We start from the raw sequence: 12,834 nt of genomic DNA on the forward strand, positions 1-12,834 counted from the left end.
GACGCACCTACTTCTTGAATCCAATCATATTGATCATCGCTGGTGCCAGCGAATATGCCGGTACGTCGCCACCCTCCAGCTTGTTTCGCTTGCGTTCCAGTTTTTCCTCACGCGACTTCGGCCGGAACAGGAAACGGTTCATCTTCTCCATGTTCCTGTTCCTGAGCGACAGCGTATCGCCCTCCTCGAGTGTGGAGACTGACGAGTATCTGTACTCCTGAAAGTCGATACCGGGAAACAGATAGCACACGGCTTCGGGTGTGAAGCGCCAAAGATCACCCGGATACCCGTGATACCGAAAAATAAAAGGCACGGATATGAAAATTGCACCACCCGGGCGTAACAATTGCGCGATATTGCGGCACGCACCGAAAACATCCGGAATGTGCTCGAGGAGGCTGATGCAGAAGACCGTATCGAACCTCCTGCCACCCAACGCTGCTTCGATCTGATCGAACGATGCGGTGAGATCCAGAACGATATCGACGTTCTCGCCGGCCGCCATGTCGCATCCGGTAAAGTTGATCTCCTTGCCCTTGCCGATCAAGAGATTGCGGAGATCCAGGTATGCATGCTCCTTGTATCTCTTCGAGCCAAGCTCGAGCACGTCGGTTCCGGCGTGGCCGATGTTCTTTGCAATCCATTCTGCTACGTTAGCCGAAGCCATCATTAATCCTTGATTGTTCCGCAAGCATTCACGGCGGCCGATTTCAGCAAGTAATCCGATTTGAATGCCGAGTAGATTTCACGTGTGGCAAGTATGTCCGCAAACCCTTCAAACCGTGAAACATCCAGATCCGACAGCAGGGAACTCGGGAGAAACCGTTCCGGGACAAGGCGCGACATGTACAAACCCAGCCGTCCGCGCGCCAGATGCCGCACGTAGATTTTTTGCAGGATACGTTGCCATGTCGGGCTGAAGGGGCGGAGCAGCCTGAAAAAGAGACGCGAAAAAAGCGGCAACGCACGAAGTCTGCGTGAGTCGATGCGTGCGTTCAATTTCTTGGCGGACGAGCGCTTGTCAGCGGCGAGACCTAGACGGCTCTCGATAATGCCATAGAATCTGTCCGCGTCGCTCTTGAGCAGTTCGACCGGGATGGTAATGACGCGATCCCCGAACGCTTCCTGATAAGTTCCAATGAGGTAGTTGTAATCGAGCAGATCCAGGATTGGATTCGCGTAATCCGTCAAGAATTCCGAAAAGAAGAGCACCCCGCCCTTTGAAACGTACTGTGCGTAGAATGATTCGAGAAACTGCGAAAAGCCCCGTGTTACGATCAGCACGTAAGCATCCGGAAATAGATCCCTGAGCTCCTGACAGCGGCTGCTCTGGTACGCCTTGATCGAATCAGCATTCGCGATCAAGCCACTCGTTGCATCAAACGCCAGACCAAGGGATAAGCGCTCATCACTCAGCACACACACTTTCTTGTCTGCCGCTGCGCCTTTGACAAGCCCCTTTTCGGAGAATCGCCAGATCTCCGGATGACGCTCGAACCAGTCCTGCAAGGTAGTTGAGGCTGCCTTGCCATATCCAATGTGAAGTAGGACTCGCATTGCCTATCCCGCTTCGGAAAGGGATGGCTTGCGCCTCAGATAGCCTCTCGGGTTGGAGGTGAGAATGAAGCGCTCACGCGTCATGTCCAGTTCGTAGAGCTCGGCATTCTGTTTGAGGAAACGCCTGGCGGCAGGCAATGGCCCGCCCTCGGGAAAGCTGTGTGCCATTCGGCTTTGCAGCGGATTATAGAGATCCACGACGCCATCCTCGACGATGAGGTATTGACCCGCGGTCACAAATTGAGCGTAGAGCGCCAGGTCACGCGTCACGGCCTCCTGGGTATGGTCGGCATCGTGAATGACCATGACGCTACCGTCTTGAACCAGACTCCTGACTTGATCAACGATCTCTGACGAGGCGCAATCCCCCGTCAACTCGACTATTCGGGGATGACTGACGCGATAGTTCTCGCGGGAAATATCTATGGAAATGATTGATCCATGGCCCATCATGTCACACACGTTGGCCATGAAAAGCGCGCTGCCCCCAAAAAGGCTACCGATTTCCACGATGTAGTCGGGCCTGCACTCGTGGATAATCTCCTGATAGACCCACATGTCCGGCAGCATCTTCCTGGTCGGGATACCCAGCCAGCTGATGCTATGCATCATGCGCTTGTCAGCAAAATACCAGTGAACGTACTCGGCAATACTGGACGACCAACGTTCACGATAGTCAGGATCCTTGATCAGCGCACCGCCCTGGGCGCAGCCTTCGTCATGAATCAAACGGAAGGACGCGAGTGGATGCCGGATGACGCGAAGGATTGTACTCAAGGTCGATCTTGCCGTAATCGGGTACGACATCCTCGAGGGGCGACGAAATTTCTTTGGCTTTGGCCGGTCCGGCTTCGGCTCTATGGTTTCAGGCGAGTTCGCTTGCATCATGTGATAGACAATTCTCAATTGATAGTCCGGAGACATCCAGCTGCAGACCGCTCGCTTTCGGGGAATTGGTCTGCAGCCCGAATACAATCAGCTTGATCTCTCCCGTGGCGCTCGTTGCGGCCCCCTGTTTGACAAGGTGCAGTGCCAATCCGTAGTGGTTCCTGGGCAGATCGGGTATTAGAAGCTTGAAGCGAATCTTGCTCGGCCTGCCTTGGCGAAAATGTACCGCATGCACCATCAGGACCGTGCGCCCGACCTCCAGCCCATGGCCCGAATGCAGGCTAAGCTCAACAGCCTCGCACGGGAAAGACGCATTGGGAAGGAGATCAACGCTTACATCCAGGGTTTCGCCCGGCCTTCTCAGAAGTCGCAACCTGGAACGCTCATATTGTTCACCGTCGACAACGATGCGCTTCGCGATCGCGACATGGCTCAATGCCTGTTTGGCGCTTCGGCGCTGGAAACGCTCATCCTCCTCCTGCATCGACGCTTCTGCATCTTCCGACTGAAACGCTGTCAGCCGCCCAGCCTCTTCGACATGCGCAATCCCGCCCATCTCGTCTTCCGGGTCGAAGACGGCATCTGGTTCCAGAGCGAGGTCAGATGTGGGTTCAAGGCCCATATCCGACCCATCGGACTGCCGCAGGAAATGCTCAAATGCCAACTCGGTGTGAAATGGTCCATACAGTCGCCCCTGCTGCAGCACCATGGACTGGTCGGCGACCTCCTTGAGGAATTCGAAATCCGTACTGACGACAAGCGCCGTACTGGCCAGAATGCGCTCGATCAACGCCGCCCGCGTCGCCAATCGGGCCTCGCCAGCCCCTGCACCAACGAGTTCATCGATCACGAGCATCTCGGCAGGAATCTGCAAGAGCAAATCCATCCCCAACTTTCTGATCAGGTAAGGCGAAAGATTGCCCAGTGGGCGCTCCGCCACTTTGCTGTCGATGAGATTGCCCTGCAACACCCTTCCGACGGCACGGTCCAGATTCTCTCCCAGCAGGCCGGCGAGTGTCCCACGAAAAGCCAGGTTCTCCCGCAGACTCAAAGCAAGCTTGAAGCCCGCCGTGGGCCGACTGACAAGCAAGCTCGAAGACCTTGCCGCAACTCGCCCTCGAGTCGGGTGTAACACCCCACTGGCGATCCCAGCCAAGGTGGATTTTCCGCTGCGGTGAGCGCCGATGACGCCCAACTTCTGCCCCCTGCGCAATTGAAGAGTGATATCTCGCAACGCAAAGAAACTGTCGGGTCGGGGACGATTCAGCAGCGAACGGGGCCAGAGCATCTCACGCAGTACCGCGGCCGGAACGTCTGCGATATCACGGGGGAACGACCGGCTGACCTGATCGAGACTCAGAACGATGTCGCAGTCTTGGGTCATCGTCAATGGCCGATATAGGCTGCCGCGAGGCGCACTTTTGCCTGGAAATAGTAGAGGCCAAGGCCGAGAAAAAGACACACGAGAAATAGCAAGCCCAGTACTGCGCTCGCATCAGGCATCGTACCGGTCAGCATGTCCCTGAAAGGTACAATCATGTAGCTGAATGGATTGATATGATTGATCAGCGCCAACGGGCCAGACTGCGGTGCAGTGTAGAAGACTGGCGTCGCGAGCAGAAGGGCATACTGGACAAAGGGCATGGCATAACGGACATCCAGCAATGCAAGACTCAGCGGCAACGTGAAACACGCCATCGCCGCGCCCGCCGCCAGCAGGATGCACACAGCGAGTGGAAACCATGAAATGGACGCGGTAAATGGCACTTGAAACCAGATCAGGGCAGCAATCAGAACCGGGAGTTTGAGGGCGAATGCGACCAGCGCCGACAGTGCGCCTGCGCCCAGCAAGACTCGAGCATCGAAGACGACAGATCGAAGGAGCATGTTGGCACGTCGTGCAAGCCTCATGGGCTCGAGCCACGTATCGGCTACCAATTGCCACAAAAGGAGTCCCGCGAGCAATTGAACCAGGTAGTTCTTCGATTGCCCTTCGCGGTACAACCCCAGGTCCTGCCCCACGAACAACGCCATCGAAACAAGGGTGAAGAGCGGCACGAGAAACCAGACGACGCCCAATAAGGTCCGTCGAAAGCGCACTCGAAAATCCCTCATGACGAGTGACCACGCAGCCCACAGAAAAGGCTTCATGGCTTGGCTCGGGATCGCTCGCGCAGCCTTTTCACCGCGGGACGGGCCGTCATCGAATACAAGACGTAGGCGGCCCGAAATCCAAGACTCGGAAGGCGCCTCAAGAATCGCAAAGGTCTTCTGAAACCTTTCAGCCGAGACTTCAACGTGCGACTCTTCGCAACTTTGCCTGATCCCTTTTTCAGCTTGGAATAACGGACCGTCCGACGTTGCAACTCGTCTGAGTGCAGAAGCAGATACTGCTCTGCAGTAAGGCGCTGTTCTGGCACCACGAAGAGGGAATCCAGCGTCAGGTCCGGCATCTGTGGTGCGACACCCCCCTCGAGCAATGCGTTGACATCGCATTGCAGCGAGGGACGAACGAGTCCGGCGCGAATATCGTCATCCACCATACCCGCATCGAGCACGCCCATCGCCATTGCCTGCTTCACCCATCCAAGCCAACGTATGCGCGCAGGAGAGAATGCAGAATACCAAGGCCGCTGCGTAAATAGCAGCGCGCTGGTCAATCCGTCGGCGCCGATCTGCATCGGAAGGCTCCCCGCACTGAAACCCTCATACCGGCTGATCGCCTCGTAATCGGCCCCACTTGAAACAAAGTCCTGAAACTGCCGTACTTGAGCGTGCGCATTATCGACGACAAACAAGTCGAGGTCTGCGACCGTGGTAAATCCGTACGCTGCAAGCGCCTCGGTCCCGGATGCCAGCAACGCGATCTCTCCCGGCACGATATGACCAGGCAGAAAAACTGTCACCAGATCCGGAGCCGATTCGAGCGCCAGCAGGCGCAGCGCCAAGCGACGAGACGATTCCGCAGGCACATCGTCCCACGTCCGCCATTCGGTCAGCTGCGAAGATCTGACGATCTCTCCCTGCGCACGCTTCTCGAGATCGGCTGCGAACGCGGACAAGACCGCGCGCTGCGTGTTGCACTGCGTTGCGTCGTCGAGAATAAAGCGGACTCGGGTCACATCAGTTTCCTATAGAAGGTAGGCCAGAAAGTGCTTGTGAATCGCACCTCGCCAGATCTCCTTGATCAACTCCAGACGCCCCACCGCACCAGCCCGGACAGCCTCTCTGAGCCACTTGCCCCAAAATGCCGTCAATGGATGACCCGGATTCTTCCAGGGCTGGGAACGAACGTAGCTGAAATGGGTGAGCTTGCTGTCGGGCTCCACGATATTGAAATGATTCCAGCGCGGATCGATCGGCTGGATCCTGTCCTGATCGAACCAGGTCAGCATCATGAAATCGCGGTAATGGATCTGTCCCTCGCCAAGCTCGGCGCGATTGGGAACCACGTTCTGGAACATGGTGTCGGGATTCCAGTCGCGCAATTTGGCACACTCCATTGCCATGACGCTCGTCTGGTTGTGCTGCCCAACGGCCTTTGCGCCAAACGTCCCCTTTGGCTCCTTGACAAGCGCAATGCTATGGTCATCGTCAAGCGAGTCCGCCAACTCGTTTATGTCCGTGAATACCAATTGATCAGCGTCGAGATAAATGGCCTTTCCCTGATAGCCGTTGAGCTTGGGCACCAGGAATCGTACAAAACCGAAATTCGTGCCCCCCACCCGTTCGATTTCCTGCTTGACAGCGCGCACCTGGACGGGCCGCCTTGCATTCTTGTGAATCGAATACTCAAGAACCTTCTGCGGAATCAGCTGGTCGTCCTCGGTTCCGATATAAACAGTCAATGTCATGGCGCCTCACTTTCAACGGACAGTTTGGTGAACTCGGCGACTATTTCATCGGGCCCGATGTCGCCCTTCAGCACTTCGTATTGATAATCAACCAGATGATAACCAATGACTGGCGACAGATTGAGGACACGAACGCCCTTACGGCGCAGAAAATCCTGCACAACCAGTGTTCCTTTGACATAGCTGTCATAGTTTCTGACTTGCCCGCGCTTCAGTACCTCGTCCTCGCGGAACTTGTTCTTGTCGTATTGAGCGTAGTGTTTACCGCCCAGGGTCGTGCTGTCGCAACCGATCGTGTAGATAGTCCGAGCGCCCATTATCCAGGCCAGTTGCAAAGCCCCGTGCAAAGAACACCCTTCCGGGGTGTAGTACAGATAGTCGCCATTCTTCGACATTTCGTAAATCTGGTCGATGTCATGACTCCAGTCAAAGAAATAGAAATATGGATTGTCCCAATCGACAGCCGCCTTGCGATTCCGGCCCGTCCCTTTGACAACAGGATATTTGATACCGGAAAAATTCGGATGCAGGGGGGCGTCTACCGTATTGCCCTCTCTGCAATACGTCTGATGGTGCATGAAGGCAATCGGTGTGATATTTGAATTTATCTTGAAGCTATCGTTCAACGACATGCAGATCTTGTCGGCCAGAAAATCCATTGGGAAGACGTTGGCCGTTGGTCCGCTGCCAACGATGTATATTTCCTGGCCCGAATAGATATCTCTTAGATCGGATAAACGCATTCACTTTTCTCCCACCACTCGCATGTCACGTGGATCCTGCTGTTTGAACATGGCGCGCTCCTGGCGCACGTTGCGGAATCCGCAGCGCATGAGCAAGTCCACCAGAGTTGTCGGCGTGTAACCCCAACGATGACACATCAAGGGATCCTTCCAGGCCGGATCACCATAAAGCGGCCACATGGCCATCTGGCCGTCTTTTCCCACCGCACGAGCTGCACGCTCCGGCTCCTTGAGCAGCATGGCAGCAGCAGTCAATATGTTGGGACATTCCAGCACCAACGAGCCCCCGGGCTTCAGGATGTCACGCCAATGATTCAGCAGATCCTCCGCTTCCCAGGGGTAAAAATGCTCAATGACGTGGACCGACAGAATCTCGTCGGCATACTCCCGATCAAATTTCAGCGCACGCAAGTCTGCAATGACATCCGGCCTGTTGCCTTTGCGTGATTCGGCGAAATCCACATTGACGTAGCCCTCCAGGATCTTGTCTCCGCACCCCAGGTTGAGTCGGACCTTTCCGTCAGGAGGTGGTGGGGACCACTTCATCTTCCTGACACGGCCAACGTCTCCCAGCCCTTTGACGGCACCTTTGCCCAGCAGCCTGCAGAGCATCTCCTTAATGACCTGAAGCAACTCTGCTCCTTCGCTTTTCAAGGACATTCTGGAAAAACCCTTCGAATTGATTCGCGATGCTAGTGATGTGAAAACGCGGCGCCACTTCAAGAAACCGCTCGTGAATGCGAAGTCGGAGCGCATGGCTGTCGATCAGGCGATCGAGCTGTCGTTCGAACGATCCGGGCTGGTTGGTGAAGAACAACACATCACCGGTATCCGTGTCATGCGCCGACATTTCTTCGTAATGAACGAGCGCCGGCGTGCCAGATCCAATGGCATTCGCCAGTTTGACGTTCGACTTGAACTGCCGCGCGAGAAAACTTCCATGCTCTCCACCGCGGGCCAGGATGACAATATCGAGGTCGGCCAGACGCTGGGGATTGGCAACAAATTCGATCCCCCGTCGCGCGCAGGCCTGCTCGATTCTTGGCCGCCATTCGCCGAGGTAATCGCCCCCTTCATACCCAATGACGGTGACTCGCTCACGAATCGCATTCTTCTCGATCCGCGGCCGGAAGTGGTGATAGATCGTTATTTTGTCTCGCACCAGGCCGCCAAGACTCTCCTGCATGCGCCGCGTCGGAAAAATGTATCCGTCCGCATCGATGCCCTTCCAGACCTTCGAGAAGAACTCGCGCGCCTTGACGGTGTCGGTGTACTTCATGCCATCTTCGGGTTGCGCCCACGAGTCGACGATATCGAATACGAGGGCCTTGCCCATCCGACGCGCTCTCTCAATCACCCGAGGATCGGGTCTCTTGACCAGACACACGACATCGGCTTTCTCGAGATCTTCATCAGAAGGTTTATTCAGGGCCGTCCAGTTGCTTCGCATGGATGCAATCTGCACCCCCCGAATCTGCCACGCCCCAGCAGATGATCGACTGGTAAAGCAGACATTGACTGGCGAGGCGCCAACGCTGTCGGCCTGCGGCGGAAGCTCCACACCCGGACTCGCATTCCGGGAAAGCACATTGAGGGTCATTGACGCTATGGATTCCTTGGCAACGCTGCCACAACCAGGCCGATTTCGCGCAACGGCGTTCGTCGAAATATGCCAGGACACATCAACCCGTGCAGCCGGGATCGAGCGCCACCCCCTTACACTTCCGCGCAGCGTCCCGACTTGCCACGAATTGCCGGTGTGCGCCGCGCGCAACATTCGTGGGCCGAAAAATTCTCACCAGGAGGCGGAATTCGCCCCGCGGCGGACGATCTTAGCTCGACTATGCCGTCACGACAACTCCGAATTCATGACAGCCAGACGTGCCTTAACGCGCCCCCCTCACCCGATCGTCGATCGCCTGGGCATGTATCCACGAGATGATCACCGCGGCCCGACCGCCCCAAATGGAGCTGAAATTCGAGACAAAAGGCGTTTTCTTGCAAGAAGCATCCTAAACATCAGAAAAGCCGCCCTCCAATCCAACACATGATCGGACGAATCCGCCGCTTGGCGACCAAAGGCACAGGCCAGCGTGTGCCAGATTCTCCCGGACATGTCTTGAGATATACTGCCGGCACACTCAACGGATCGACTCCGAAAGAGAGTGATTTGGTTGGCTCCGTTGATTTCAGAGCTTCAAACATCGCCATTGCACGGACGCAGTGCGTCGGCAGAGACAACCCAACAGATGCCCGAACACCATGAGTGAAGCCATTTACCTCCAGCTCAATCAGATCTTCCGTGATGTGCTGGACAACGATGATATCAACCTCACTGCGGACACCACCGCTGCTGACGTGCAGGGCTGGGATAGTCTGGCCCACATCAATCTGATGCTGGCGGTCGAGCGGCACTTCAAGGTGCGCTTCGCGACGACGGAGATCGGCAGTTTGTCGAATGTTGCCGAACTGGTCTCGCTGCTCGAAGCTCAGATCTGATTGACGCCGGATGCCTAACCTCGCTTCGTTACCCTGGCTGCCTCAAGCGCCCGAAGATTTCCGTGCCAGATGCAGAAACATGGGCAATGGCGACGATGCGCGCCAGCTTTCTACGCATGCGCTGGATCTGACTCAATTGGGTCAGTTGGCCCGCTCGATGCGGCGCCTGACCTCGCTCGCGCCGTTGACACCCTTCAAACTGGCCATATTGGGCAGCGCGACCGTCGATTTTCTGATCGAACCCCTCGTTGCAAGCGGGGCGCGCTATGGTTTGGCCCTTGAAGTGTTCGGTTCGCCCTTCGGTCAGGTGATGCAGCAGGCGCTGGACCCTCACTCTGACGTCATGCGCTTCGACGCGAATGCGGTGCTACTGTATCTGGATTACCGTTTCTTCAAGCCCCCACAGGAAATCGGCAATCCATCCTCCCTGCAGGCTGCCGTTGACGAGGCGATCGAACAAACCAATTCATTGCGGCAGTCTTTACGGCAGTCGGGGGCCACGGTCATTGTGACCACCATGCCTCCGCCCCCCTTGCCGCTGTTCGGCCATCTGGATGCCCGTGTAGCCGGCACAGGACGTGCGTTTGCTGAGTCATACAATACAGCCCTTATCAGGTCCCTGTCGCATACATCCGACATCCTCCTTGATGCGGCAGCCCTTGCGGCGACGGTCGGCCTTGCGACGTGGCATGATGCCCCGCAGTGGCTCGTGGCGAAGATCCCCTTCAGCATGGATTGCGTTCCCCTGTTTGCAGACCATGTCAGCCGTATCGTGGCCAGCATGATGGGTAAGGCACGCAAGTGCCTCGTACTGGATCTGGACAATACGTTGTGGGGCGGCGTCATCGGCGATGACGGTCTCGAAGGCATCGAGATCGGCAATGGATCAGCCACCGGCGAGGCACACCTTGAATTGCAGCGAGCCGCCCTTGCCTTGCGCCAGCGTGGCATTGTGCTTGCGGTCAGTTCAAAAAATAACGACGACGTTGCCCGCAAGCCATTTCGCGAACATCCGGACATGCTGCTTCGAGAGGAGCACATTGCCGTCTTTCAGGCCAACTGGCAGGACAAGGCAACAAATCTGGTTGCAATTGCAAAGTCGTTGAATATCGGTGTCGATGCGCTCGTATTCCTTGACGACAATCCGGCCGAACGCGCACTGGTGCGTCAGGCCTTACCCCAAGTTGCCGTTTGTGAGCTCCCCAAGGACCCCGCGCTCTATCCCGAAGTGTTGATGCAGGCCGGCTATTTCGAAGCGCTCGCATTTTCGGAAGAGGATCGTCTGCGTGCCGGGCAATATCAGTCGAATGGGGCCCGGGCTGCACTCGAACAGGCCGCAGCGGATCTTTCGACCTATTTGCACTCTCTGCAAATGGTCATCGCCTTCTCGCCATTTGATGTGATCGGGCAGGCACGTATTGCGCAATTGATAAACAAATCGAATCAGTTCAATCTGACAACCCGTCGGTATTCCGAGACCGATATCGAGTCCATCCGCAACGATCCTGCGCTCTTTACACTGCAGGCCAGATTGACTGACAGGTTTGGCGACAATGGCATGATCAGTGTTGTGATCTGCCGTCCCGAAGGCCAACACTGGTCAATCGACACATGGCTGATGAGTTGTCGCGTACTGAAGCGTCATGTCGAACTTGCCGTCCTCGACCAGATCATGGCCGCTGCCAGCGAGAAGGAGGTCCGAGAGGTGCGAGGCCGCTATTTACCGACCGAGAAGAACGATCTCGTTCGCAATCATTATGAAGAATTGGGATTCACACAGATCTGTGCACACGAGGACGGCACCACGGAATGGCGGATGAACGTCGCGGGATATCAAGCGCACGACCTCCCCATGGTCATCAAGACCTCGCTCCGCAAAGCGCCCTAGCAGTGAATGTGAACGCACTCGACCGTCGTCGCTTCTGCCACACCGATCAGATCGAGTTCGCCCGCTTTTCGGGAGACCGCAATCCAATTCATCTCGACCCGGTCATTGCTCGGCGCACCATTGCCGGACAGTGCATTGTGCACGGCGCGCACAGCGTCCTGTGGGTACTGAATTCCCTGGCCCGAGTGTCGGTCGTAGCGGGAAGACTTCGCGCGCGCTTTCTCAAGCCTATTTTCCTGGACGAAGAGATTTCTTGTGTATGGAATTCACAGGCCGGGAAGGTGCATCTGAGCGTGGACGGCATCACACTTGTCGATATCACGTTCTCCACCGCGCAACTCCCCACCAGGTCCGCCCTTACCCTTCCACCTCTGCCTGGTCGCGACACGCCCGCCGAACGCTCATTCGCGGAGTGTGCGACGCTTACTTCTCAAGCATTCGATCTACACGGCGATACGCATCTCGCTGCTGCTCTGTTTCCCGATGCCGTCCGCCTCTACGGCCAGCAAACTGTCAACGAGATCGCCGCCCTGTCGTACATCGTGGGCATGGAGGTGCCTGGAATGCACTCCTTGCTTTCGGGATTACGCTTTAGCCTCCGCGAGACAAGTGGCAGCTCAGTTTATTCCGTCACCGAAAGTGACGAACGATTCAAGCAACTGCGCCTCGCAGTAGCGGGGCATTTTCTTGATGCCGAGGTCGAAGCATTTCACCGCCCACTGCCCACGCGAATGCCCTCGTTGTTCGGATTGCGCTCCCGAGTCCACCCCGGGGAACATGCGGATGCTCACGCTCTTGTCATCGGAGGGTCGCGTGGATTGGGCGAGATTGTAGCCAAACTCATCGCTGCAGGTGGCGGGCGCGTCATCATCACCTACAGTACGGGCGCCGAAGATGCAGAAAGGGTGGTGGACGAGATCCGGAATGCCGGCGGTCAGTGTCAGGCCATTCAGTTGACGCTAGGCGCGTACGCCGCAATGCCCACCAACCTGCCGCTGATCAACCAGCTTTACTACTTTGCAACACCGAAAATCTTCGGCAGGCGTACAACTCCCTTCAATGAGGATCTATACCGGAACTTTCGATCCGTCTATGTAGCCGGTTTCGAGACCGTCTGCACGTGGCTCATCGGGCGCGGCAATCGCTGCTCCGCCCTCTTTCCGTCGAGCATCGTCGTCGAGGATCCGATTCCTGAACTGGCCGAATACGCCAAGGCCAAGGCTGATGGAGAGGCACTGTGCCAACGCCTGAATGAAAACCACCAAATAGACATACTTACGCCTCGTCTGCCTCGCACAGTCACGGACCAGACACAATCCCTGCTGCACACTGCAGGCGAATGCCCCGCCGACGTGATCGCTCCGTTCGTACGCCGGATGACTGAACTCATCAAGTGACATCACCT

13 protein-coding genes are annotated in these 12,834 nt (G+C 56.5%); 3 read left to right on the top strand and 10 right to left on the bottom strand.

The window, feature by feature from the left end; all coding sequences use genetic code 11:
• Window positions 1-7 precede the first annotated feature (7 nt).
• The 10 genes from J5J83_RS07795 to J5J83_RS07840 are packed head-to-tail and all read right to left on the bottom strand — an operon-like array spanning window position 8 to window position 8,642.
• Entirely contained in the window at window positions 8-667 is a 660-nt protein-coding gene (locus J5J83_RS07795; protein ID WP_212347456.1) for a methyltransferase domain-containing protein, read from the bottom strand.
• A gap of 2 nt (window positions 668-669) precedes the next feature.
• Window positions 670-1,557 carry a hypothetical protein gene (locus J5J83_RS07800; RefSeq protein WP_212347459.1) on the bottom strand — a complete coding sequence of 296 codons (888 nt, stop codon included), beginning with the start codon at window positions 1,555-1,557 and terminating at the stop codon, window positions 670-672.
• A 3-nt stretch (window positions 1,558-1,560) separates the two neighbouring features.
• Window positions 1,561-2,445: a CmcI family methyltransferase gene (locus J5J83_RS07805; protein WP_212347463.1), complete on the bottom strand. Its 885-nt coding sequence runs from the start codon at window positions 2,443-2,445 to the stop codon at window positions 1,561-1,563.
• Window positions 2,423-3,829, bottom strand: coding sequence for an ATP-binding cassette domain-containing protein (locus J5J83_RS07810; RefSeq protein WP_212347465.1), 1,407 nt, complete (start codon window positions 3,827-3,829; stop codon window positions 2,423-2,425). The genes J5J83_RS07805 and J5J83_RS07810 overlap by 23 nt, the downstream gene beginning before the upstream one ends.
• A gap of 2 nt (window positions 3,830-3,831) precedes the next feature.
• Window positions 3,832-4,596, bottom strand: a complete 765-nt coding sequence (locus J5J83_RS07815) for an ABC transporter permease (RefSeq protein WP_212347468.1) — start codon at window positions 4,594-4,596, stop codon at window positions 3,832-3,834.
• On the bottom strand, window positions 4,593-5,567 hold the full coding sequence (locus tag J5J83_RS07820) for a hypothetical protein (protein WP_212347471.1): 975 nt from the start codon (window positions 5,565-5,567) through the stop codon (window positions 4,593-4,595). Before J5J83_RS07820 ends, J5J83_RS07815 begins: the two co-directional genes overlap by 4 nt.
• A gap of 9 nt (window positions 5,568-5,576) precedes the next feature.
• Window positions 5,577-6,299 carry a glycosyltransferase gene (locus J5J83_RS07825; protein ID WP_212347474.1) on the bottom strand — a complete coding sequence of 241 codons (723 nt, stop codon included), beginning with the start codon at window positions 6,297-6,299 and terminating at the stop codon, window positions 5,577-5,579.
• Window positions 6,296-7,042: a hypothetical protein gene (locus tag J5J83_RS07830; RefSeq protein WP_212347477.1), complete on the bottom strand. Its 747-nt coding sequence runs from the start codon at window positions 7,040-7,042 to the stop codon at window positions 6,296-6,298. The genes J5J83_RS07825 and J5J83_RS07830 overlap by 4 nt, the downstream gene beginning before the upstream one ends.
• Complete coding sequence (locus J5J83_RS07835) at window positions 7,043-7,675, bottom strand: methyltransferase domain-containing protein (RefSeq protein ID WP_212347480.1); 633 nt, start codon at window positions 7,673-7,675, stop codon at window positions 7,043-7,045.
• Window positions 7,659-8,642, bottom strand: a complete 984-nt coding sequence (locus J5J83_RS07840; RefSeq protein ID WP_212347483.1) for a hypothetical protein — start codon at window positions 8,640-8,642, stop codon at window positions 7,659-7,661. Before J5J83_RS07840 ends, J5J83_RS07835 begins: the two co-directional genes overlap by 17 nt.
• A 662-nt stretch (window positions 8,643-9,304) precedes the next feature.
• On the opposite strand from J5J83_RS07840, the gene J5J83_RS07845 reads away from it, so the two are divergent.
• The 3 genes from J5J83_RS07845 to J5J83_RS07855 all read left to right on the top strand — a co-directional run bounded on the left by J5J83_RS07845 (window position 9,305) and on the right by J5J83_RS07855 (window position 12,826).
• The gene (locus tag J5J83_RS07845) at window positions 9,305-9,541 is read left to right on the top strand and encodes an acyl carrier protein (RefSeq protein WP_212347486.1); all 237 of its coding nucleotides are present in this window, start codon (window positions 9,305-9,307) and stop codon (window positions 9,539-9,541) included.
• A gap of 79 nt (window positions 9,542-9,620) precedes the next feature.
• Window positions 9,621-11,429 (top strand): HAD-IIIC family phosphatase, encoded by a 1,809-nt coding sequence (locus J5J83_RS07850; protein WP_212347489.1) that lies wholly within the window; start codon window positions 9,621-9,623, stop codon window positions 11,427-11,429.
• Between the two features lie 8 nt (window positions 11,430-11,437).
• Window positions 11,438-12,826, top strand: a complete 1,389-nt coding sequence (locus tag J5J83_RS07855; protein ID WP_212347492.1) for an SDR family NAD(P)-dependent oxidoreductase — start codon at window positions 11,438-11,440, stop codon at window positions 12,824-12,826.
• Window positions 12,827-12,834 lie beyond the last annotated feature (8 nt).

It is taken from the genome of Azoarcus sp. L1K30 (assembly GCF_018122735.1).
Taxonomy (GTDB): Bacteria; Pseudomonadota; Gammaproteobacteria; order Burkholderiales; family Rhodocyclaceae; genus Parazoarcus.